General features: G+C 35.7%; 23 protein-coding genes. 1 reads left to right on the top strand and 22 read right to left on the bottom strand.

What is annotated here, in order from left to right; translation table 11 throughout:
• Positions 1–37 precede the first annotated feature (37 nt).
• Genes lldD through lldP form a run of 3 tightly spaced genes read right to left on the bottom strand, consistent with a single transcriptional unit; the run spans position 38 to position 3,616 of the window.
• Positions 38–1,180: an FMN-dependent L-lactate dehydrogenase LldD gene (lldD, locus tag KTJ10_RS13045; protein ID WP_086398827.1), complete on the bottom strand. Its 1,143-nt coding sequence runs from the start codon at positions 1,178–1,180 to the stop codon at positions 38–40.
• Positions 1,177–1,929: a transcriptional regulator LldR gene (lldR, locus tag KTJ10_RS13040; protein WP_002120807.1), complete on the bottom strand. Its 753-nt coding sequence runs from the start codon at positions 1,927–1,929 to the stop codon at positions 1,177–1,179. The genes lldD and lldR overlap by 4 nt, the downstream gene beginning before the upstream one ends.
• A gap of 19 nt (positions 1,930–1,948) precedes the next feature.
• Positions 1,949–3,616, bottom strand: a complete 1,668-nt coding sequence (lldP, locus tag KTJ10_RS13035; protein ID WP_199978307.1) for an L-lactate permease — start codon at positions 3,614–3,616, stop codon at positions 1,949–1,951.
• 374 nt (positions 3,617–3,990) lie between these two features.
• Between lldP and KTJ10_RS13030 the strand changes: the two genes are divergently transcribed.
• On the top strand, positions 3,991–5,361 hold the full coding sequence (locus KTJ10_RS13030; protein WP_262442168.1) for a phosphomannomutase CpsG: 1,371 nt from the start codon (positions 3,991–3,993) through the stop codon (positions 5,359–5,361).
• 47 nt (positions 5,362–5,408) lie between these two features.
• On the opposite strand, the gene galE is transcribed toward KTJ10_RS13030, so the two are convergent.
• The 19 genes from galE to KTJ10_RS12935 form a co-directional block, all read right to left on the bottom strand.
• Positions 5,409–6,425, bottom strand: coding sequence for a UDP-glucose 4-epimerase GalE (gene galE / locus KTJ10_RS13025; RefSeq protein ID WP_262442167.1), 1,017 nt, complete (start codon positions 6,423–6,425; stop codon positions 5,409–5,411).
• A complete protein-coding gene (gene pgi / locus KTJ10_RS13020; protein ID WP_262442166.1) occupies positions 6,418–8,088 on the bottom strand; it encodes a glucose-6-phosphate isomerase in 1,671 nt (556 codons plus the stop codon). The genes galE and pgi overlap by 8 nt, the downstream gene beginning before the upstream one ends.
• The gene (locus KTJ10_RS13015; protein ID WP_262442165.1) at positions 8,085–9,347 is read right to left on the bottom strand and encodes a nucleotide sugar dehydrogenase; all 1,263 of its coding nucleotides are present in this window, start codon (positions 9,345–9,347) and stop codon (positions 8,085–8,087) included. The genes pgi and KTJ10_RS13015 overlap by 4 nt, the downstream gene beginning before the upstream one ends.
• A gap of 106 nt (positions 9,348–9,453) precedes the next feature.
• The gene (gene galU / locus KTJ10_RS13010) at positions 9,454–10,329 is read right to left on the bottom strand and encodes a UTP--glucose-1-phosphate uridylyltransferase GalU (protein WP_262442164.1); all 876 of its coding nucleotides are present in this window, start codon (positions 10,327–10,329) and stop codon (positions 9,454–9,456) included.
• A 20-nt stretch (positions 10,330–10,349) separates the two neighbouring features.
• Entirely contained in the window at positions 10,350–10,970 is a 621-nt protein-coding gene (locus tag KTJ10_RS13005; protein ID WP_004795444.1) for a sugar transferase, read from the bottom strand.
• Between the two features lie 452 nt (positions 10,971–11,422).
• Positions 11,423–12,424 carry an MraY family glycosyltransferase gene (locus tag KTJ10_RS13000; protein ID WP_262442163.1) on the bottom strand — a complete coding sequence of 334 codons (1,002 nt, stop codon included), beginning with the start codon at positions 12,422–12,424 and terminating at the stop codon, positions 11,423–11,425.
• A 7-nt stretch (positions 12,425–12,431) separates the two neighbouring features.
• Positions 12,432–13,370, bottom strand: coding sequence for an NAD-dependent epimerase/dehydratase family protein (locus KTJ10_RS12995; RefSeq protein WP_199978314.1), 939 nt, complete (start codon positions 13,368–13,370; stop codon positions 12,432–12,434).
• A gap of 15 nt (positions 13,371–13,385) precedes the next feature.
• On the bottom strand, positions 13,386–14,573 hold the full coding sequence (locus KTJ10_RS12990; RefSeq protein ID WP_199978315.1) for a glycosyltransferase family 4 protein: 1,188 nt from the start codon (positions 14,571–14,573) through the stop codon (positions 13,386–13,388).
• A 10-nt stretch (positions 14,574–14,583) separates the two neighbouring features.
• Entirely contained in the window at positions 14,584–15,714 is a 1,131-nt protein-coding gene (wecB, locus tag KTJ10_RS12985) for a non-hydrolyzing UDP-N-acetylglucosamine 2-epimerase (protein ID WP_056484122.1), read from the bottom strand.
• 12 nt (positions 15,715–15,726) lie between these two features.
• Entirely contained in the window at positions 15,727–16,836 is a 1,110-nt protein-coding gene (wbjC, locus tag KTJ10_RS12980) for a UDP-2-acetamido-2,6-beta-L-arabino-hexul-4-ose reductase (protein ID WP_199978316.1), read from the bottom strand.
• Positions 16,837–16,838: 2 nt separating this feature from the next.
• A complete protein-coding gene (locus tag KTJ10_RS12975) occupies positions 16,839–17,873 on the bottom strand; it encodes a polysaccharide biosynthesis protein (protein WP_262442162.1) in 1,035 nt (344 codons plus the stop codon).
• Positions 17,866–18,993 carry a glycosyltransferase gene (locus KTJ10_RS12970; protein ID WP_262442161.1) on the bottom strand — a complete coding sequence of 376 codons (1,128 nt, stop codon included), beginning with the start codon at positions 18,991–18,993 and terminating at the stop codon, positions 17,866–17,868. Before KTJ10_RS12970 ends, KTJ10_RS12975 begins: the two co-directional genes overlap by 8 nt.
• A 30-nt stretch (positions 18,994–19,023) precedes the next feature.
• Positions 19,024–19,917, bottom strand: a complete 894-nt coding sequence (locus tag KTJ10_RS12965) for a glycosyltransferase family 2 protein (protein ID WP_262442160.1) — start codon at positions 19,915–19,917, stop codon at positions 19,024–19,026.
• 20 nt (positions 19,918–19,937) lie between these two features.
• Positions 19,938–20,432, bottom strand: coding sequence for a hypothetical protein (locus KTJ10_RS12960; protein ID WP_410468415.1), 495 nt, complete (start codon positions 20,430–20,432; stop codon positions 19,938–19,940).
• Positions 20,433–20,451: 19 nt separating this feature from the next.
• Positions 20,452–21,102 (bottom strand): hypothetical protein, encoded by a 651-nt coding sequence (locus KTJ10_RS12955; RefSeq protein WP_262442158.1) that lies wholly within the window; start codon positions 21,100–21,102, stop codon positions 20,452–20,454.
• A 1-nt stretch (position 21,103) separates the two neighbouring features.
• Positions 21,104–22,381: a lipopolysaccharide biosynthesis protein gene (locus KTJ10_RS12950; RefSeq protein WP_262442157.1), complete on the bottom strand. Its 1,278-nt coding sequence runs from the start codon at positions 22,379–22,381 to the stop codon at positions 21,104–21,106.
• Between the two features lie 7 nt (positions 22,382–22,388).
• On the bottom strand, positions 22,389–23,468 hold the full coding sequence (locus KTJ10_RS12945) for a DegT/DnrJ/EryC1/StrS family aminotransferase (RefSeq protein WP_262442156.1): 1,080 nt from the start codon (positions 23,466–23,468) through the stop codon (positions 22,389–22,391).
• 1 nt (position 23,469) lies between these two features.
• Positions 23,470–24,048, bottom strand: coding sequence for a UDP-2-acetamido-3-amino-2,3-dideoxy-D-glucuronate N-acetyltransferase (wbpD, locus tag KTJ10_RS12940; protein ID WP_262442155.1), 579 nt, complete (start codon positions 24,046–24,048; stop codon positions 23,470–23,472).
• The gene (locus KTJ10_RS12935; protein ID WP_014208044.1) at positions 24,045–24,995 is read right to left on the bottom strand and encodes a Gfo/Idh/MocA family protein; all 951 of its coding nucleotides are present in this window, start codon (positions 24,993–24,995) and stop codon (positions 24,045–24,047) included. Before KTJ10_RS12935 ends, wbpD begins: the two co-directional genes overlap by 4 nt.
• Positions 24,996–25,026 lie beyond the last annotated feature (31 nt).

The raw sequence follows: 25,026 nt of genomic DNA, 5'->3' as shown, positions 1-25,026 counted from the left end.
CTTATTGCTTCACTTAAAAAGTTATTTCTTAAAAACCTTATTTCATCGCTTGCACTAAACAATCCGCATTAATATCCGAAATCGACTTAGCACCCGTCAACGTCATCGCAACACGCATTTCTTTATCAATCAAATCAAGCAAGTTCGACACCCCTTGCCCACCTGCTGCTGCCAAGGCATAAACAAATGCACGGCCAAGTAAAACCGTATCGGCACCGAGCGCTAACATACGCACCACATCTAAACCATTACGAATGCCTGAGTCAGCCAAAATCGCCAAATCACCTTTGACGGCATCAGCAATTGCAGGCAATGCACGAGCAGACGACATCACGCCATCTAACTGACGACCACCGTGATTTGATACCACAATTCCATCGGCACCAAAACGTACAGCATCTTTGGCATCTTCAGGGTCTAAAATACCCTTAATTACCATTGGGCCATCCCAAAATTCACGAATCCACTCAAGGTCTTTCCATGAAATCGATGGGTCAAAGTTTGAACCTAACCAACCAATATAATCTTCAAGCCCAGTTGGTTTACCTAAATATTTAGAGATATTGCCCAAGTCATGCGGACGCCCCATTAAGCCGACATTCCACGACCAATGCGGATGGAACATTGACTGCATATAGCGGCGCATCGCAGCATTTGGCCCACTCATACCCGAATGTGCATCACGGTAACGTGCACCCGGCACAGGCATATCTACGGTAAATACGAGTGTTGAACAGCCTGCCGCTTTTGCACGTTCCAAAGCATTACGCATAAAACCACGGTCACGTAATACATAAAGCTGGAACCACATCGGACGGTTAATTGCAGGTGCAACTTCTTCAATCGGACAAACAGAAACTGTTGAAAGCGTAAATGGAATGCCCTTTTTATCGGCTGCCATCGCGGCCTGAACTTCACCACGGCGCGCATACATACCTGTTAAACCAACCGGTGCCAACGCAACTGGCATCGACAAGGTTTCATTAAACAGTTTTGTCTCTAAACTTAACGCTGACATGTCATTCAGCACACGTTGACGCAATGCAATTTCTGACAAATCTTGTACGTTACGCTTTAAGGTATATTCCGAATACGCTCCACCATCAATGTAATGAAATAAAAATGGAGGTAAGCGACGTTGTGCCGCAGCACGGTAATCATTGCCAGAAGATATAATCATTTTGAATCAACTCTATTTAAACGATTTGCACGTTTCTGGCGAGCTTCGTCTTCATCCAGAGAACGCACATGATTAATCACAAATTCAATATGACCGCAGACAGCTTGGCGTGCGGCCTCGGGATCTTTACGATCAATAGCATCCATTACCTGAAAATGCTGCTCGCTCAGCAAGTCACCATTTACAGGGTCGTTATAAACTTTCTTACGCCCTAACAAGACGTTGTATTGCAGCAAATCAAACAAGCTACGCATCATCTGAATCAGCACCACATTGTGAGATGCTTCAGCAATCGCTAAGTGGAACTCAGCATCTGCCACAGCAGCTTGCGCCGAATCACCCGCATTTTGATGGCGACTAATTTCATTAAAATAATGATGGATTTTGGCGCGATCTTCAGGCGTTGAGCGTAATGCGGCATACCAAGCAGTACCACCCTCAAGCAATAACCGCGCCTCTTGCACATCAAAACGGTAGAGTGGATCTTCTTCAATCAGGTTACTAATTGGGTTCACAATCAGTTGCTGTGGCCACTGTTCAGGTAACTGCTGAATATAAGTCCCATCACCGCGGCGGCTACTGAGCACCCCTTGACTATTGAGCTGTTGAATTGCTTCACGCAAAGACGGACGAGAAACCCCTAAGCTAGTTGCAAGCTGGCGCTCGGCAGGCAAACGATCACCTTTTTTCATGTGACGTTCTTCAATTAATGCCTGCAATTTCATGACCACTTGATCGGAGATTCTCATCGCGTTTCCTTCACTGGAGTTATGGAATCATCCACGGCACCAGATAAGCCTGAACCGTAATAATGATGCCAACAAAGACAGTGAATATGATGCTATGTTTTACCGTGAAACGGAACAAGTCAGACTCTTTTCCAACTAAGCCTACCGCTGCACACGCAATCGCAATTGATTGCGGAGAAATCATCTTACCCGTTACACCACCGCTGGTATTAGCAGCTACAAGCAATACTTCTGGAATACCAATCTGCTGAGCTGTGGTCGCCTGTAATGCCGAGAACAAAGCATTTGAAGAGGTATCTGAACCCGTAAGGAATACACCAAGCCAACCTAAAAATGGTGAGAAGAAAGTAAACGCATGACCCGTATGCGATAGAGCCAAAGCCAAAGTTGCAGATAAACCTGAATAGTTCGCAATAAAAGCAAACGCCAACACCATACCAATCGAATAAATCGGTGTTTTTAGCTCATTGAGCGTTTCACCGAAGGTTGTTACTGCATCACTTGCTTTCATTTTTAAGAAAATAGCAGTGATGATTGCAGCAATAAAAATTGCAGTACCTGTTGCAGAGAACCAGTCAAACTTATAAATCGCTTCGTATGGCTTCATCTCTGCCACAATTGGCGGCATTTTTTCGACCAATTTATGCAAATACGGTACTTCTAATTTAAAAATCCAGTGCTCAAGAGCACCATCTTTTGCAAATAATGCTTTAAATGGCTTAACACTCCAGATGGTGACCATCACCGTTAAGATGGCAAATGGAGACCATGCCTTTACAATTTTGCTAATGCTATAACGTTGAACCGTAGTAGGTTGCTGAATCAAAGTCTGACCCACTTCAGGTTCAAAACGGAAAATATGTTTTGGTTTCCAAACCCGAAACAATAAAGTTAAGCTCACCAATGAAGCAATTGCTGCGGTAATGTCTGGTAACTCAGGGCCAATAAAGTTAGATGTAAGATATTGGGCAATCGCAAAAGCGCCACCACCGACCAATACCGCAGGCCAAGTTTCCTTAACACCACGCCAGCCATCCATAATCGCCATGATCCAGAACAGCACAATAATGACTAAAAATGGCAACTGACGACCAACCATTTGGCTAATTTCCATGGTGTCTACACCAGAAACCTGCCCTGCCACAATAATTGGAATACCCATTGCACCAAATGCCACTGGCGCCGTATTTACAATTAAACATAAACCAGCAGCGTAAAGTGGTTTAAACCCTAAACCGACAAGCAGTGCAGCGGTAATTGCTACAGGAGCACCAAAACCCGCCGCCCCTTCAAGGAAAGTACCAAATGCAAAACCAACCAATAGCATTTGCAGACGTTGGTCTTCGGTAATCGACAAAATGCTTGAACGAATAATTTCAAACTGACCTGTTTTTACCGAAATTTTGTATAGAAAAACTGCCCCAATAATGATCCATGAAATTGGCCATAGACCGTAGAAGAAACCGTAAATGATCGACGCAAAGGCCATTTGACCCGGCATTTGATAGAAAAATAGTGCAATCAATAATGCAATAATGACTGTGCCTGTACCCGCGATACTGCCTTTTAAACGAAAAACTGCTAATGCTAAAAAGAAGAAAATAATCGGGATTAATGCAACCGCACTGGACAGCCAAATATTATTTAAAGGGTCATAAAGTTGTTGCCACATATTGAGCATTGTCATCTCCTTGAAATGCCGGGGCGAATTTTTGTACCTTAAATTCTTAAACATTCAACACAATTGGTATTACCAATTAAAAATTAAGTGCAAATGTTGTTCCTTAAACCACAGTCCGCATCATAAACACAGATATTGGTAAGATCAATCATTAAATAATCACCATAATTGGTAAGACCAACAGTATTAAGTAAAATCAAGCTCTTTCTAATTTAGAAATTTTCTTATTAGACTAAAGTCTTAAAAATACTTTCTTATAAACTTAAATATGACTTACAGAAATGAAGTGAAAAATTTGAACATAAAACAATAAACATAATCATTTATTGATAAATGTATAATAATGCTCAAAACTTAAATCATTTGTATTGAACTGAATAATGACTACTTTAACCTGTTTTAAAGCCTATGATATCCGAGGCAAACTCTGCACCGAATTGAATGAAGAAATCGCCTATAAAATTGGCCGCGCGTACGGACAAATCTATAAACCAAAGACTGTGGTTGTAGGTTGTGATATTCGTCTAAGCAGTGAATCTTTAAAACAAGCAACCATCCACGGCCTAAATGATGCGGGTGTGGACGTTCTTAATTTGGGCATGACAGGTACTGAAGAAGTTTACTTCGCTGCTTTCCATTTAGATGTGCAAGGTGGTATCGAAGTTACTGCGAGCCATAATCCAATGGACTATAACGGTATGAAATTAGTTCGAGAAAATGCTCGTCCAATTAGCGCAGATACTGGTTTAAAAGAAATTCAGGCTTTAGCCGAAAGCAATAACTTTGAAGAAGTTAGCCAAAAAGGTACAACTCAAAGCTATAACATTTTGCCTGAGTTCGTTGACCATCTACTGACTTATATTGAACCTGCAAAAATCCGTCCATTAAAGTTAGTGGTAAACGCGGGTAATGGTGCAGCTGGTCATGTGATTGATGCCATTGAAGAAAAATTTAAAGCGCTTAACATACCCGTTGAATTTATTAAAATTCACCATGAAGCAGATGGTACATTCCCAAATGGTATTCCTAACCCAATTTTAATTGAAAATCGTGACAGTACCCGAAATGCTGTACTTGAGCATAAATCGGATATGGGAATTGCTTGGGACGGTGACTTTGACCGCTGTTTCTTGTTTGATGAAAAGGGACAGTTCATTGAAGGCTACTATATTGTTGGACTCTTGGCTCAAGCTTTCTTAATCAAACAGTCTGGTGAAAAAATTGTTCATGACCCACGTTTAGTCTGGAATACATTTGATATCGTAGATGAATACAAAGGTGTTGCTGTACAGTCAAAATCTGGTCATGCATTTATTAAAGACGTGATGCGTGAACACAATGCCGTATATGGCGGTGAAATGAGTGCCCATCACTATTTCCGTGACTTTGCTTACTGCGACAGCGGCATGATTCCTTGGTTACTCACCGTTGCCCTACTCTCTGAAACAGGACAATCACTTTCAACACTCGTTGAAAATATGATTACCAAATTTCCTTGTAGTGGTGAAATCAACTTTAAAGTAGCTAATACACAAACCACTATTCAAAAGATTTTCGACTTCTATGCCGATCAAAATCCACAAATTGATCGTACCGATGGTGTAAGCCTCGACTTTGGTGTATGGCGTTTTAACGTCCGCGCTTCAAATACTGAACCCTTATTACGTCTCAATATTGAAAGCCGTGCAGACCACCAAGCTCAGCCAATGCAACATTATGTAGATGAATTGACTGGATTGATTCAAAGCTAATCAGAAATAAAAAAGGAGCAAATTGCTCCTTTTTTATTGTTATTTACTTAATTATAGCCATTAGGATTCTGCTTCTGCCAATTCCAGCTATCAGCAAGCATATCTTCTAAACCATATTGTGGTTGCCAACCTAGCTCAGCAACTGCACGGCGATTGTCTGCAAAAGATGTGGCTACATCTCCAGATCTCCGCGGTGCAAATTCAAAAGCTACAGGCACGCCATTAACTTTTTCAAATGTATCCTTAACTTGTAAAACAGATGAACCATTACCCGTACCGATATTCCATGCACGACAACCTGTCGCATCCAATCGGTTATTGAGAGCACATAAGTGCGCATTCGCTAAATCGACCACATGGATATAGTCACGCACACCAGTACCATCCACTGTTTCATAATCCTTACCATAAATGGATAGTTTCTCACGGCGACCAACAGCAACTTGTGTCACATACGGCATTAAATTATTTGGAATACCCTGTGGGTCTTCCCCAATACGTCCACTTTTATGTGCACCTACAGGGTTAAAATAACGAAGCAATGCAATTGACCACTCTGGATTAGATGCCGACAACTTTTGTAATAATTGCTCAACAATCAGTTTAGTATATCCATAGTTATTACTTGGTATACCTGTTGGCATTTCTTCATTTAATGGAGATATATTGGCTTCATCATAAACTGTTGCAGATGAGCTAAATACAAGCGTATAGACACCTGCCTTTTCCATCGATTTAACCAGTTGAACGCTGCCGGCAATATTATTATCAAAATAAATGAGTGGCTTTTCCTGACTTTCCCCCACTGCTTTCAAACCTGCGAAGTGGATAACCGCATCAATAGTATGTATTTGAAATACACGGTCCAACTCATCTGCATTGCGGATGTCACCATGCACAAAAGTTAAACTTTTTTGGGCGATATCTTGAACTCTATTTAAAGATTCTTCAGAACTATTTGAAAGATTATCAAAAACGACAACTTCATGACCGGCCTGCAAAAGTTCAACACATGTGTGTGAACCAATATAACCTGCGCCACCAGTGACTAGAATTTTAGCCATCTACTTTTCCTAACAAAATATTAATTAATCCACGTGTTGAGGCGTCAAGTTTTGAAGAATCATTTTGAACACCACTTAAAATCGGGAGTAACTGATCAGCGATCTGTTTACCCTTTTCAACTCCCCACTGGTCAAATGGATTAATATTCCAAATTACAGATTGAACAAAAACTTTGTGTTCATATAAAGCAATTAACATTCCTAAACTATAAGGATTAAGTTCTTTTAATAATAAGGTAGAACTCGGCTGATTACCTTCATATTGCTTATAAATTGGCAGATTTTCTAATTCAGTTGAATCCAAAGCCTCATTACCAAAAGCCAATAAGCGTGATTGCGCCAAGCAATTCGACAGAGCAAGATGATGTTGCTCAACTAAGGCTTCAGCATTTTCAGCATAAGTAAAGTGATCTGCATTATAACGTTGAATAGGGGCAATGAAATCACAGCTGACTGCCTGTGAACCTTGATGTAGCAATTGATAGAACGCATGCTGAGCGTTTGGGCCAACTTCCCCCCATATAATAGGGCAAGTATCTAGCTCAACTTTTTGGCCATTGCGCTGCACCGACTTACCGTTAGACTCCATCTCCAATTGTTGTAAATAAGCAGCAAAATATTTTAAACGGCCATCATAAGGCAAGACCGCGTGAGTCTGAATATTTAAAAAATTATTATTCCAAATTCCTAATAATGCCATTAAAACAGGAATATTTTGATCAAAACTCGTATTTTGAAAATGCTCATCGACAGCGTGAGCCCCTGCTAAAAATTGCTTAAACCCGTCAATACCAATCGTCAAAGCAATAGGCAAACCAATACAAGACCATAGTGAATAGCGGCCACCTACCCAATCCCACAGCAATAATTGATTTTCAGGTGCAATTCCCCATTCAGACATTTTGTCAGCTTTCGTAGACACACCAATAAAATGGCTTTTTAATACGCGAGCATGTTTACCTAACGCCTTTTCTAACCACTGACGTACAGTTTGGGCATTTGACAAAGTGTCAATTGTCCCAAAAGATTTTGAGGAAATAATAAATAAAGTGGTTTCTGGGCGAAGTTGATGGAGCAGCTCTGATAACTGACTACCATCCATCGTTGAAACAAAATGAGTGTTAAGGGGCTTAGCCGTTTTCACCTTAAAATCAGATAACGCATGAGTCACCATTTGTGGTCCTAAATCAGAACCACCCACTCCAATATTGACAACATCCTGAATCACTTCACCAGTAGCACCACGATATTGCCCTGCGTGGATTTTTTCCACTAAGGTATACATACGTTCTAATTGACTATGCACTTGTTCTGTTAAATCTGGAAACTTTGAATAATTAGCGGGTAAACGTAATGCCCAATGCATTGCTTCACGTTGTTCGGTACAGTTAATTTTATCTTGTGAAAAAAGACGACTAATCCATTGGGTTAAATTTTTATTCTTCGCAAGAGCTACGAGTTGTCCCAAAATATCTTTGGTTACGCGATGCTTACTATAATCAAAAAATAATTGATCAAATTTTACTGAGTAATTATGAAAACGATCTGGCTCTAAAGCAAATAACTCTTTGATATGTAATTTTGAGTTTTCTTCACCTAAAGTTTGAAGATGAACTAGAGGCGAGACTAATTCCTTCGGAAATTGCTCAATTGATTTACTCATAAGCGACCTACTCCTTCATAAGCAAAGCCTTTCGCTTTTACATATGCTGGATCATAAATATTACGTCCATCTAAAATTAACGGATGCTTCATTAACTGTTGTAGTTGCTTAAAGTCAGGGCTCCAATATTGCTTCCATGCCGTGACTAGGCACAATGCATGAGCATCCTGTACAGCCTCATATTGATCAGTGCATAAAATTAAATCTTCACGAGGCCCATAAGTCGCAGCTATTTCATCTAAAGCTTGAGGATCATGCAAGCGCACTATTACGCCTTGTGCCCACAACGCAGCCAATAAAATATGAATCGGCGAGTTATGTATATTTGAAGTATTTTCTTTAAAAGAAGCCCCCCAAATGGCAACCGTTTTACCATTTAGACTACAGTGATAATAATTCCATAATTTACGGAATAAGATTTCTTTCTGCTGCTCATTAATCGCCCAAACCTGCTCTAAAAGACGACTTTTTGTTCCAGTTTCAGATACAGTACTTGAAAGCGTTAAAATATCATGTGAAAAATTCTCACCACCAAATCCTACACCTGGCGATAAATAGGCAGAGCCAATTCGTGTATCAGCAGCAATACCATGCTTTACATTCGCAATATCAATACCTAACTTTTCGGCAACCATAGCCAAATCATTCATATAGCTAATACGGGTCGCCAACATGCCCGAGATACTAAGTTTGGTAAACTCCGCATCTAAAATTGGCATAAATAAATATTGATAGCTAAATTGGAAAAAAGGACGCAATAGCTCTTGCATGATTTCACTTGCATCTCTAGATTCAACACCAACAATGACATGTTTTACATTCAATACACTATTGATAGCATTACCCTCCTGAATCACATCAGGAAAGTAAACCCACTCATCCTTTGGCAAGTGCTGTTTTAATTTTTCTGTACCGTGTAAACCAAAAGTTGAACCATTAATCATTAATCTAGGATGAACAATTGGCCGTTCACTCAATTTTTCTACTGTTTTTAAAGCAAGCTCAATTTGTGTTGGACTAAAACAAAATAAATATACTTCAATATCTAAAGGAATTTCAGAAAAAGGGCTCTCAATTAAAAAACCTGCTTTTCTTTGTTTATTTAAATAATTATTTACTTCTTGATCTTGATACGTAAGGACAGAAATATCTTCTTCACAACTTACACAGGTACACCAATAAATTTGGTTACCATATTCAGCCAATAATGCCGCCATAACACCGGCATGTAACGTTGTTCCAAATACTGCGATTTTCATTGCACACCTGATTTATAGATTTCTATTCCTTTTCCAGGAAAAGAATATACTGCCCTGCTACCATATTCAGCAGTTTTTACAAATACTTAAGCAGAGCTACAAAACTTTATAGTTTAAGTTCTTGAATCAGATGTTTAAATTCTAATCCTAGTTTAGGGTGTGCAACACCATAGTGTAGTACAGCTTTCAAATAACCAAGTTTACTGCCACAGTCAAAAGTTTGGCCTTGCATCCGATAGGCTTCAACTCTATCTGTATTTTGAAGCATCGCAATAGCATCAGTTAACTGAATTTCATTGCCTGCTCCTTTTTGCGTATTCTCTAGAAGCTGCATAATCTTGGCAGGTAAAATATAACGTCCGACTACAGATAAGTTAGAAGGTGCGGAGCCAACAGCGGGCTTTTCGACAATACCCTGCATGACCATACTTTCACCCTCAGCCGGGCTCTGTTTTACATCAACAATCCCATATTGATCTACTAAATGATCTGGCACCGCTTCAACCATGATTTGAGCAGCTTGGCTTACTTCATAACGAGAAATCATACGCGATAAATCATTTTGCCCTGAGTTATCTTTAACCAACACATCTGGTAACAACACAGCAAAATCATCTTGGCCAATAATACTTTTTGCACATAAAACAGCGTGCCCCAAGCCCAAAGCTTGAGGCTGTCTTACACTTATTACACTTACATGAGGTGGGATAATCTGAGTAATCTCATCAAGCAGATCAAACTTTTTCTTTTGCTCTAAAGTCGTTTCAAGTTCAAAGTTTCGATCAAAATAATTTTCAATTGATGCTTTAGATGAGTGCGTTACCAAAATAATTTGCTCAATTCCAGCTTCTACAGCTTCACGCACTACATATTCAATCGCAGGGCGATCAACCACTGTTACCATTTCTTTAGGAATTGACTTACTTGCCGGTAAAAAACGTGTACCTAATCCAGCTACAGGTAGAACTGCCTTTTTAATCATATGAATAGCTACTTACTATTTTATAAACTTGCTTTATCTTCATCACGTGCTGAACCAGAAAAACGACTCGCACCTACCAATTGATCTGGCGCATTAATGCCTTCTTTTTTCAACATAACTAAAACTGTTCTAGCCATAATCTTAAAATCCAGAGATAGATTATGTGTTTCAACATATTCTATATCAAGCTCAAATTTTTCTTCCCAACTTAAGTTATTTCTTCCACTGATCTGAGCAAGGCCTGTCATTCCTGGTTTAACATCATGACGACGCATTTGTCGAGAGGTATAATGTTCTAAAAAATCAGCTAACTGAGGTCGAGGACCAACAATACTCATATCACCTTTTAAAACATTAATGAGCTGTGGCATTTCATCTAAAGTTGTAGAACGCAACTTATGCCCAAATGGAGTAATTCTCTCTTCATCTGGTAATGGATTACCTTCAGAATCGAACGCATCTTTCATAGAACGGAATTTAATCATTTTAAATAATTTTCCGTCTTTCCCCGGTCTTTCTTGATAAAAGAGAACTGGAGAACCTAAATTTTTACGAACCTTATATGCTACCCAAAAAAAGATTGGGGACAAAATGATTAATGCGGTTAAGGAAATTACGATGTCAACTATCCGTTTCATCATGTATTCACTCTTATTTTCAATTGATTTACAAAGAAAACTAAAAAATATGCTTTATTTAGCATTTGTCTCTCTCAAGACGATTTATGCAGAGCATACTATCATAGATTGGATGACGTAACTTTTACCCTGCTATAAATCGTACTTCAATATTACTTATTTGTTATCTAAAAAATCACCCATCTACCTTGCTAAACAACTATAACTTTTTGACTTTCAAAAATAAATAAAATATTGATATTTAAAATATTTTGAAACACTTCATCTCTTCAGTATCGACTATAAAATTATAGTTTTCATGTTTTACATTTTAGTTCTGCATCAATTTCAAAACAAAAATAAACATTTCTCTGGAGAACTGAAAGCCAAAGTTAATCTATGAATTTAGAAAAACTAAAAAAACTCTATATATAGTATTAGAAAAATTTATATAGCCCTATGAAAAGTCATAAATTCTATTCAGATTTCCCGGCTTTAAAATATAGAGCTAAAAATATTAAAGGAATATAAGCAATGATTAAACCAAATAATGGAGATATACTTTTATTTAATACAAAAAGTGCACAAGGCATTAGCCACACGAAATTAATTAATAAAATTGCTAAAGACACTACTGTATGGCTAGAAAAATATCTAGCAGCATATTGATAAGCATGACTTCGGTGTGCCTGATAAATTTTTTCACCTCGGAAGATACGTCTCACGAGTGTAAATGTAGCATCTACAATAAAAACTCCTAAACAGATAATCCAAGCCAGAAATAAATTAAAATCTATTTTTAATGCATATAAAGCAAGAACTGCGAATAAAAATCCTAAAAAACTACTGCTTACATCTCCCATAAAAATTTTTGCTTTTGGGAAATTCCAAAACAGAAAACCACTCACTATAGAAGCTATTGCAAGTAATATAAAATTATTAGAACCATACCAGCCATATATCAAAGCTAAATTTATTCCTACAGATATTGCTTCAATACTTGCGATGCCATTAATGCCATCCATAAAATTATATAAATTTAACATCCAGACAAGAAATAAGACGGCCAAAATATTGGTAAAAAAGCCTAAACTTAAGTCATTAAAAACAGCAACTTGACTAAGATCACTCAAATTAAACACTATAAAAATTGCAGCAATAAAATGAATAGTTAAACGAAGCATAGAGTTGATATGAGTATGGTCATCACAAAAACCGAGAATAGCAATGCCTAAACATCCTCCACCTATGACGAAGAACTCATTAAAACTTATCAATTGATTTATAAAACAATAGAACAAAGCTAACATGAAAGTTAAGACAATTGCTAAACCACCACCACGCGGTGTTGGTGTAACATGTGAGCTTCTAAAATTAGGTAAATCAATAATATTTTTTCTTAAGGCATATCTACGAACGCAATAAGTCAAAGTAAAAGAAAGAAGAAAAAAAAGAATAAGGGGGATCACGACATTCATAATAGCGTTAATTTTTTTTAAACATTAAATTTAAGCAGTCATCAACACTATAAGGCGCTTTCCAACCCAATAGTTCTACATTCTTTGATGTATCAGCCACTAATGACGAACAAAGCCGTGAGGCAATAGCATCTTTATTAAAAAGTTTAGCTACAAAGTTAATCAGTACTTTAGGTACAGGTAAAGTGATAAGCTTTTTACCTTGAACTTTAGCTAGCTTCGTAAATAATTCTTTAACTGTTATATCATCTTGATCACTTATCAAAAAAATTTGATTTTTTGCTAAAGGATGTAATAAACAAATATGGATAAAATCAATTAAATTATAAATACTTACCATACTTCTTTTGTTATCAAGACAGCCAACAGGTAAAGGAATTCCTTTTGCAGCCAGATTTACCATACTCTTAAAGTTTGCCTTAACATTTGGCCCATAAATTAATACTGGACGAATAATAACTACATCCATTTTAACGTTTTGAGCCAAATTTAATAAAGCTTGCTCAGCTTCAAATTTTGATAATCCATAAGGATCTTGAGGACTTGAAACACTTTCATTTGGTGTAAATGGCCTATTGGCAGTTACTTCACCATTTACCTTTATACTACTCATAAAGATAAAACGTTTCACGCCAGCTTTAGCTGCTTTTTTTGCTAAATTAAGTGTACCTTCTACATTTATCTGTCTATAAATGGAAAGTGGCTCACTCTCTACTTCTTTCATAATATGAGCACGTCCAGCACAATGCACAACAACATCTACTGAACTTAAATCAAGATTTGTTAGATCATCATTTAAATCAAAAATGATAGTTTCTATGGACGTACTTAAATTTTGTGTTTTTTCCCGAATTTGAGCAAGAACACTATATTCGGGAATTGTCGAAAAATATTCACATAAATGTGAACCCACAAAACCATTACTTCCTGTAATTAATATCTTCATTTTTAAAGTACAGTCTTAAGAAAGCTTTCTAATAATTTTTAGAATTTTATCCATTGCTACTCTTTCTGAATAAAATTCATTGAGTATTTTTCTTGATGAATTAAACGAATATTGATGTTTTGCTAATACAATTTCATCAAGTTGTTTAGCCAACAAATCTTCATTATTAGGGGGAACCACCCAACCAATATGATGTGTATTAATCATATCTGCGACTTCTGATTCACTATCCATAATCGCGAGCAAAGGTTTATTAGCCGCCATAGAAAAATAAGATTTACTTGGAACACCTAAACCTAACATTCCATCAGCCAATGTAATTAATGCAACATCACACGCATTTAAACCCGTCGTTTTTTCTTTCTGATCTAAAGATCCATAGTAAAGAATATTTTGAGAACCTAAAGACTGAATTTGTTCTTTAAGACGAGCCACGTATGCACCATCACCAATAAAAATGAATTTTGCCAAATGTGCATATTCCATTTTCTGAATCGCATGCAGAATATTTTCTACACCTTGAACACGGCCAATATTTCCGAAAAATTGAAAAATCGTAGTTTCACTATCAAGCCAATTCAATTCTTTCAAAATTCGGTTATCAGTTTTAAGTTCTGTACCAATATCCGAAGAATCAATCCAGTTCTGCACTACAGTAATATTGTTATTTTGATTCGTTTTTTGATGCACTAATTCTTTCATGTCTTTGCCAATGACAATAACCTCATCAGCACTTGCATAAATCCTATCAAATAAACTTTTTAATATTTTAAATAGAAAATGATCATTTTTTAAAATTTTAGCCGCTGCCAAATTCTCTGGAAAAACATCATGCACTAACAATATCCATTTAAAATTTAGAAACTTTTTAATAATGAATAAAACAAAAAGGAGCAAAATAGGAGTCGTACCTGTAAAGACAATACTATCCTTTTTCACTACTTTCAGAGTTTTAGTTAAGAAACTAAAAGCAATAACTAACTCATACAAAAATCTTTTAAACAAACTCGCTTTATTAGGCTTTTTAGCTTTAATAAAATGTGAATTTGCATGTTGAGGACAATTCATATCCTCTTTTGCAATAAGAACAAGGTCTATATCACTTTGTATATTCAACGTGTCATACAATTTTCCTAACAAGTAACCTGTCGTATTTTGATATGGATGATAATATTCTGTGATTAAATAGACCTTCTTCTTCACTGCTTAAACCTCAATACTTTTTCCAAATCACTCGATTTACATAATCTGTGTAACTCATAATGATACGCACAACTTTTTCACTTACGTTTGGCATACTGTAGTCTTCAACTAAACGTAAAAGACGATTTTCGCCTCTAGACTGCCCTTCTAGAATTGCTAAACCCTGTAAAATGCGTTCCGCTTTTAAACCTACCATCATTACAGCAGCTTCTTCCATTCCTTCTGGACGCTCGTGAGCTTGACGTAAGTTAAGTGCAGGGAAATTCAAGATTGATGATTCTTCGTTAATTGTTCCGCTGTCAGACAATGCCGCTTTTGCTGAAAGCTGTAACTTATTGTAGTCGCTAAAACCCAGTGGTTTTAATAATTGAATTAAAGGATGAAATTCAACATTTAACTCTTCAATACGCTTACGGGTACGAGGATGTGTTGATACAATCACAGGGTACTGATATTGCTCTGCAACTGCATTTAACATTTCAACCAAATCTAAAAAGTTCTGATCTGAGTTAATATTTTCTTCACGGTGAGCACTCACAATAAAGTATTCATGTTCTTTTAAATTTAAACGTTCAAGGACATCAGAAGCTTCTATTTTTGCTTTGTAATGATGAAGTACCTCAAACATTGGACTACCCGTTTTGATTACTAAGTCAGCTGGTAAGCCTTCTGCTAATAAATAATCGCGAGCAATCGTACTGTAAGTTAAATTGATATCAGCCGTATGATCGACAATTCGGCGGTTAATTTCTTCAGGAACTCGCATATCAAAACAACGGTTTCCAGCTTCCATGTGGAAAGTTGGAATCTTGCGGCGTTTTGCAGGTAGGACTGCCATACAGCTGTTAGTATCACCTAAAACAAGTAAAGCTTCAGGTTGCACTTCATCTAAAATTTTATCAACTGCAATAATTACATTACCAATCGTTTCTGCACCTGTCGCACCCGCTGCATTTAAGAAATGGTCAGGTTTGCGAATACCCAAATCAGTAAAGAAAATTTCATTCAATTCATAATCATAGTTTTGACCTGTATGAACAATAACATGATCAAAATACTCATCACACGCAGCCATTACACGAGATAAACGAATAATTTCTGGACGTGTGCCCACCACTGTCATTAACTTTAACTTTTTCACAAATCTATACTCTTAATTTGTTATTGGCATCGCATAAGTATCTGGCTTATCACGATCAAAAATTTCATTTGCCCATAGCATTACTACCATCTCATCTTCACCGATGTTAGTAATATCATGTGTCCAACCCGGTACGGTTTCTACAATTCTTGGTTCATCGCCTTGTGTTTCAAGTTCATAAAATTCACCTGTCACAACATGCTTAAACTTAAATAGTGCCTTACCCTTAATAACAAGGAACTTTTCAGTTTTTGTATGGTGATAATGACCACCACGGGTAATTCCTGGATGAGCAGTAAAGTAAGAAAACTGTCCTGCATCTGGGGTTTTCAGCATTTCAACGAATACGCCGCGAGCATCACCATATTTTGGAACACTGTAATCGAATTGCTCAGGCTTTAAGAAGCTTAAATAAGTTGAATAAAGTGCACGAGTTAACCCAGTTCCCACTCGATCTGTAATAAGCGTATCTCGAGATGCTTTAAAGCCATTTAAAACTTTAGCTAAGTCGCCTACGGTAATTTGATATTCAGGTTCAACTTGAAAAAATTGTTCCACCTGTTGTCCATTGATAATATTCCAAAATGTCTCAACTACATCATCGACATAAACAAGACGAATCACAGCATTTTCATCGTGAATTTGTAGTGGCAAATCATTTGCAACATTATGACAAAAAGTTGCAACTGCAGAGTTATAGTTCGGACGTGACCATTTACCAAAAACGTTGGCTAAACGGCAAATATAGACCGGATTACCTTCTGCTTGGTTGAGAGCTACCAATGCCTGCTCTCCACCTAACTTACTTTTACCATAGGGGTTATCACGTTCGACCTGAATAGAAGACGATAAGATAACCGGGGTTTTCTTATTCGCTTGCTGCAAAATTTGACAGATTTTTTCTGTTAAAGTGGTATTGCCTTCGGCAAATTCACTTTCATTTAAAGGGCGATTTACACCTGCTAAATGTACAATCCAATCTGAATCGAGAATTGATTGCTCTAACTCTTGATCTGTTGTTTCACGATGAGCTTTTAAAATCTCAACGTCAGGCTTCTCTGATAAAAACTGAATAAAGTTTTTCGCAATAAAACCATTAGAACCGGTAACTAAAACTTTCATGCTTACGCCTCTGGTGAAATATATTCGCCTCTTGTTAATGCGCGAACAAAATCTAGTTTAAGCAATAATTGTTTCATACCTTCTACATCTAGACGAGTAGTGTTATGCGAGTTGTAATCTTCAAACTCAGTAATTTTTAAATCACCATCTTCTACATACTTTTCATAGTTCAAGTCGCGTTGGTCTGCTGGTACGCGGAAATAATCACCTTGATCAAAAGCATGTACCATTTCTTCACGGCTTAATAAAGCTTCGAAAGCTTTTTCACCATGACGGGTACCCATAATAGAAATAGGATGATCTTCAACGTTTAATAACTGTTTTAATGCTTCACCTAATACTGAAATTGTAGCTGCAGGAGCTTTTTGTACAAAAATATCTCCGTTTTCACCATGCTCGAAAGCATACAGAACTAAGTCTACTGCATCTTCTAAAGTCATCATGAAACGAGTCATATTCGGATCGGTAATAGTAAGAGGTTTACCTTGACGAATCTGATCAACAAATAAAGGAATTACCGAACCACGTGATGCCATTACATTACCATAACGAGTACCACAGATAACTGTATCCAGACCTTCTAAGTTACGTGATTTTGCAACCATAACTTTTTCCATCATAGCCTTAGAAATACCCATGGCATTGATTGGATAAACAGCTTTATCTGTGCTTAAGCACACGACACGTTTAACATGGTTCTGAATTGCAGCTTCAAGTACATTTTCAGTACCCATTACGTTCGTCTTGACAGCTTCCATTGGGTGGAATTCACAAGACGGCACCTGTTTTAAAGCTGCTGCATGATAAATATAATCAACGCCGCGAGTCGCATTTAAAATACTGTTATAGTCACGCACATCACCAATATAGAATTTTAATTTTGATGAGTGATACTTCTTACGCATATCATCTTGTTTTTTCTCATCGCGACTAAAAATACGGATTTCTTTAATATCTGTTTCTAAAAAACGTTTTAAAACAGCGTTACCAAAAGATCCTGTACCACCAGTGATTAATAAAACTTTATCTTTAAACATATGAATTCTCTTCCTCATTTAAGCAATTTTCAATAATCTGTGTATATTTAACTGCACGTTGTCGTGCACTGGAAAAATTTTCAGCATGTTTTTTTGCAGCGGTTAATTGAATATCTAATTCTTTGTTTTGCTTGTTTTCAATAAAATTATTAATTACGGCTGCTATAGAATCTGGATCAGTTGGGTCAAAGTAAAATGCAAAGTCTAAACAAACATCTTTGATAAAACCTCTATCTGAAGCAAATAATGGTTTTTTCATAATCATAGCTTCTAAAGGTGTTGCAGAGAAACACTCTAAAAGACTAGGAAATATAATTGCATCCATTTGCTGATAAAAACTTGGACATTCGTTTACTTTTAATGGACCTACATTAATGATATTGGACTGAAAATTAGATTCTTTATTAGCCCATTCCTGCTCACTAAAAGTCACATAGAATTCAATATTTTTTTGATATTTAGTTTTCAAAACTTCTTTAATTTTTGGCAAAATATCAGTATTTTTATGAAAATAGTCTCGACTAATTAAACCAATTTTGAATTTATCAGATTTTTTAATACTGATCTTTTCCCAATCGTGAGGAGAAAAATATATATTCGAAACAGTATTATAAACCACACTAATATTATTTTCTTTAAATACATTTAATTCAACCAGACGATTCTTAACATGTTCCAGCTCAACAATAATAAAATCTGACCTCTTAAAAAAAAATTTTTGCAAAAAAAATTTTATTTTGAATTTAATTTTATCAACAAATGGCAACATATTATAACACTCATTATCTGGATATATAATCCAAGCCTGAGCAAAACCCGTTAAACTCACACCTTTAACATTATAATAACAAGGACCAAAAATAGTAAAAACAAGATCATAATTATCAAAAAAACCTAAATTTTTTTTATAGCCTTTCAAACCAAAAATATTATACACATTATAATTTTTAAAAAATTTTTTTGCAGACTGATTAATATTTTTATCTACTTCAGACGACACAATGACATCAAAAGATTTGATGTTATTGTTCGACAAAAGAGGCAACTCATTAATAAAAGAACTAGCCACTTGAACACCACCACCACTATGTAAATTAGCAGCATTAATTAATATTTTCACTATAACATACCTACAAGAGTGGACATCATTTTAAGATCTCTTAAAAGATTGATATAAATTCTGTAGCTTGCAAATTAACTTAGCACCAAATACTTTATATAAAAAAATCTTAATAGAAAAAGAGTCAAATGGTTTTAAATATAATATTTTATTAACCCTTTTTCCTAAAAAAGCGTTTCTCAAGTCTAATGACTTTTGGATAAATGGATTATCCTCTGAAATCATTAAAAATCTATTTAAACAATCAAAATGACGAACATAATCCCTTTTAATATTTTGGTAAATATCTCCACCATAAAATCCACAGTCATTTTGCGTACCAATTCTATAGATAGTAACATGCTCATCTAAAACTGAGTAATTATGATCTTTTACAAGGTTGTAAGAAATCCACCAGTCTTCAAATTTTAAATTTTCAGGTATAGGGAAAATTCCATAACATAATTTTTTTGGAATAAAGCAACACCCTCCACTTAATCCATTACCCATAGTAATACTATACAGATCTTGTTTATGAGGTAGTATTTTATACAGCTCCTTTTTTAATTCTTCATCTTTAGCAATGAGACCACCATAAACAGCTTTTTTATCATTATTTAAACTCATTTGTAATAATTTATTAGTACGCCCTGGTACTACAACATCATCCGCACCAAATACACAAATAAAATCACCCGTTGAAATTTTAAAGGCTTCATTACAAGCAGCATTTTTTCCTTTATTAGATGAAAATTTAGCAATTTTTACTTTATCATTTTTTCCATATTTCTCTTGAACAATCTTCAAAGAGTTATCAGTTGAACCATCATCTACTATACATATTTCAATTTCGAATTGCCCATTATCCTCCAATAAAATAGACTCAATACATTCAATAATATAACTCTCCTTGTTATATAAAGGTACTAAATAAGATATCTTCATTAAAGATACTCCAAAATAAATTATACGGTGGATAACTTTTTAAATTTAATATTTAAAAAGTTATGGACTACCCCTAAGGCAAACCAAGCAAAATACCAGTTATATGATCTAGTAAATAAAACTGTTAAAATAAGGTAAATACTCAATATAAATACATAATGATATTTACTATTTTCCCTGTATTTATAAGCTTTAAAACCAGCTTTAATTGTCTGATATACAAAAAAATAGAGAGCTAATAAAAAAGCAATTAATCCATAGTTTTGCCAATATGAAAATATGTTATGAATATAAGCACCTAAATCCCCATGTAATTTAATTACTCCTCCATAATCTCCTAAAAGCATATGTTCAGATATTTGCTTTAATCCTTGTTCACTTAAAGATGCTCGCTCTTGACTTGACTGATCAGCTCCATCAAAGGATAGCACTGAGAACATTCTATTATTTTCAGATAAAAGACTTAAAAGCTTTGATGAATAGAAAAATAAAATAATCAAAACCAAAGTAGACAAATATAAAATCTTGCTCACTCTAAAAAATAAAATAAAATAAAATAGAAAATATATAAATATAAAGTGAAGATCTAGAATTTAGTATAAAAAGAGATAGAATCGATAAAATAAATATATATATTTGCCACGATTGTTTTTTCAAAGTACCAACAAGTATAATTGCAAAAATACAAAAGATATCGGACAACCCTAAATATAATCCTTTTAGGTTATCATCTACAGAACTAAGGTCTATTCTAAATACAGATAAATCAGCATTTGAAATCACTTTAAACATCATCAAAAAAAAGATAGCTATTAGAATTTTTTCATTTTGCTCAACATAATTGCGTCCAATTATATAGGAAACAATATACATTAATATTCCTATAAGGTGATAAGAAAATAAACTTCTATTTGCTCCATCTACAAGGTCACCAAAAAAAACATAGTAAATAACTACATAAAGAAAGCAATACATTATAAAAAACAAAAATAATGTGAAATTAATATCAAGTTTTTGATATTTTATAAATAAGATAGAGAAAGCAAAAACTGAGATAGTTAGAAAAGCAGTAACTCCTCCTCCAGACCCATCTAACATTGAATACCATATAAGAAATGTAACTGGCAAATATATTAAAAATATTAGTTTTGAGGTATTTAAATATAGCTTTCCAACATCCATCATATTATTTACCTCTCAAACAAAAAGAGACCATAAAAAAATAAATTATATAAAATACAAATCCTGACAAAACATAATATTCAAATATATATTTAACACTATACAAACTTAATAACCACAACCCTCCACACCTAATAAATAAGCCGCATAACTGCAGAATTAAAGCCAATTTCTGACTTCCTATTATATTTAACGACATAGATACCGGGGAAACTAATAATTGCATCATGAACCAAGGAAGCATCCACAACATCATTTCACCTGTTCTTTGCCATACTGAACCAAATATAAAAGGAATAAAAAATGGAGCCAAAATACAAATTATAATGAGTGGCAATGCTCCTATTTTTATTAATTGCAGGATACATTGATATGTATATTTATTTAGCTCACCTTTTAAATACTTTTCTGGTGCATGTGCTAAATATACTTGGCCAACTGCGCCCCCTATAAATCCCATAGGTATAGCCATAATTTGCATTGCAAGCATCAGATAACCTGCTTCTGTTTCAATAGATAAGGCAGCAATTAATATTACTGGTAATTGTATACCTGCAGAATTAGCTAATGCTTCGAGTGTAGAATATTTTGGAAAATTATCATTCTTCTTAAATGATTGTTTTAGATGGTGAAGGTTTATACCCCTTATAACTTGTGAAGTATCGTTCCATAAATCTATTGCTAAACGCCAAATACCTGCTGATACTTTAAATATTTGCCCGATAACTAGTCCTATTGCCGAGCTTCCTCCCAATCCCATAGAAACTTGTACAAATACACCACTAATAGACTGAATCATCCGAGACTTAGTAACAGTTGCAAATTTTTTTTTGCGTATTGCCCAATATTGTAGGGTGTTATATATACCTGAAAAAAAAACACCTATTGGAATCAACCAAATTAAAATTGAAAAATTTGGTTGTTTTAACACCCTAATTAATTCATTATGAAATATCAAAATAATTAAAGCAGTAAAGATGCTTATTATGAAATTACTAATTAAAGATAATAAAACAAGATGTATTGCTTCATTATTATCTTTAGGAATTGGAATAGCAATTTCAAACCTTAAACAACTAGCGACTGACAAAATCATTAGTAATGAGGTATAAACAGCAAATAAGCTAAAATCTTTTGGACTATATAGTCTAGTTAAGATAGGTAGGGTAAGAACTGAAATTCCTTGCGCGAATAATGTTCCACTAACTAGTACAGATACAGCCTTTAAAAAGCCTCCTTGAGCATTTAACTTACTATTTATCTTTACAAGAAGGCGTTTCACTGTTAAATCAACCTAAAGCCTGAACAATTTTCTCTTGAGCTTCAATAGTCAAGTAAGGATGCATAGGTAAACTCATTACTTTTTCAGCAATCGCATCTCCAATAGGGAGATGAATTTCACTATCCGCTACAGCAGGTTGCTTATTAAGTGGAATTGGATAATGCACAGCTGTTGGAATACCTTGAGCTTTTAATTTCTCTTGTACTTCTGCACGGTTATCAACCTGAATCGTATACTGTGCCCAGGCACTCGTATTATATGACTCAACAAATGGGGTAGTATTAATACCTGATTGACTAAATAATTGATTATAAATTTCAGCTACTTTTTGACGTGCTTGCATTTCATCATCCAAAATTTCTAATTTTGGTAACAAAATAGCTGCTTGTAAGGTATCTAAGCGGCTGTTCACACCCACACGAATATGATGGTAACGCTTATCTTGACCATGTCTTGCAATCTGTCGAATCACTTTAGCTAGTTCATCATCATTGGTAAAAATAGCACCTCCATCTCCATAGCAGCCTAATGGCTTACTTGGGAAGAAGCTCGTACAAGCAACTGTACTTAGATTACAGCTTTTACGACCATTATAGGTTGCACCAAAACTTTGCGCTGCGTCCTCAATTACAGGAATGCCATATTTTGCAGCAATTGCTTTGATTGCATCAAAGTCTGCACATTGGCCATATAAACTTACAGGAATAATAGCCTTGGTCCGAGGTGTAATTGCTGCCTCTAGTTTTTCAACGTCTAAATTATAGGTCTTCGGGTTTACATCAACATAGACAGGTTTTGCACCTAAGAGTGCAACTGTTTCAGCAGTAGCAATATAAGTAAAACCTGGAGTAATCACTTCATCACCTAGCCCAATACCAAATGCCATTTGTGCAATTTGCAAGGCATCTGTTCCATTAGCGCAAGTAATACAGTGTTTAGCACCCACATAAGCAGCAAGCTTTTCTTCTAGCTCAATTACTTCTGGGCCTAAAATATATTGTCCATGTTTCAATACATTTTGAATGCCAGCATCAATTTTATCTTTAATTCGATTTTGTTGTGCTTTTAAATCAATAAAGTCAATCATATTAACCCTGCTTTGTCAGTGTCGTTCCATCCAGTTGATAAACAGCTCCTGTATGAGAACAGATAGCCTGAGTTTGTCCCTGCAAAGGTAAATCAAGCTGTTCACCAAACTCACTCATCCACCCAATTTGTTTTGCAGGCACGCCCACCATCAGCGCATAAGCTGGTACATCTTTATTAATAACGGCACCAGCCCCAACAAAAGCATAAGCACCAATGGTAACGCCACAGACAATCGTACAATTCGCGCCTAACGTAGCACCCTTTTTCACTAAGGTGTCTCGGTATTGGTCTTTACGCTCAATGAGGGAACGTGGATTATAGACATTTGTAAACACCATACTTGGGCCACAAAAAACCCCTTCTTCCAAAAATACATTATCGTAAACCGATACATTATTTTGGACTTTACAGTGGTCACCAATCACAACTCGGTTACCAACAAATACGTTTTGGCCCAAGGACACACCTTTTCCAATTTTTGCTCCGCCACAGACATGAACAAAATGCCAAACACGGGAGCCCTCACCAATTTGTGCACCATCATCAACTATGGCTGTTTCATGTTGATAAAAGCTCATGCTTTTTTCACCTTTGCCAATAGTGGATGTGGATTTTCTGGGTTTTCTACAATTGGAGAAACGCGAATCACTTCAACCGTCTCAATCGCTGCACGATTTTCTTCTACACCATAACCTTTACCTTCCAATACACGCTGGTAACTCTGTGTATGTAAATCGGTAAAGCCACCTGAAAACTCAAGCTCTTCATTTTCAATAGTAATACTACGATAAGTTAGCTTTTCACCTTGTACAGCATTTTCTGGAAGGTTATTCGCATCAATTGACAAGAACCAACGTACGCGCGCACGCTCATATTCTAAATAACCCGAAGCGGTTTTCTCATCACGGAAATGCACTTCATTTTTAACAATTTTGCCAAAAATAAAATGCAACATATCGTAAAAATGCACACCAATATTAGTTGCTACGCCACCTGATTTATTATCTACCCCTTTCCATGATTTTAGATACCATTTACCCCGAGATGTAAGATAGGTAAGGTCTACGTCAAATACTTTGTCTGCTGGTGCAGCTTGAACTTTATCACGCAAAGCAATAATTGAGGGATGAAGGCGTAATTGTAAAATTGAGTTTACTTTAGCACCATATTGCTTTTCATATTCAGAAAGCATATTTAAATCTTCTGAATTAAGCACCAAGGGTTTTTCGCAAATGACCTCAATGCCATTTTTCAAAGCATATTTCATATGCGGAGCATGTAGATAGTTCGGTGAACAGATCGCTACGTAATCTAACTTTTCACCTTTTAGTTTTTGGTCTTCTACATAAGCTTCAAATTCTTCAAACTCGGTAAAAAACTCAGCTTCTGGAAAATGGCTATCCATAATCCCAACCGAGTCATTTACGTCCATAGCAACCGCTAAGGTATTACCAGTTTCTTTAATAGCTTTTAAATGACGTGGTGCGATATAACCAGCAGCACCAATAAGTGCAAATTTTTTCATAATCAAAACTTCAATTTAATAATAAGATAAA

It is taken from the genome of Acinetobacter sp. WU_MDCI_Abxc222, assembly GCF_025514755.1.
Classification (GTDB): Bacteria; Pseudomonadota; Gammaproteobacteria; order Pseudomonadales; family Moraxellaceae; genus Acinetobacter; species Acinetobacter geminorum.
The sequence above is the reverse complement of the archived record's forward strand: the minus strand, read 5'-3'. Positions and strand labels throughout refer to the sequence as shown.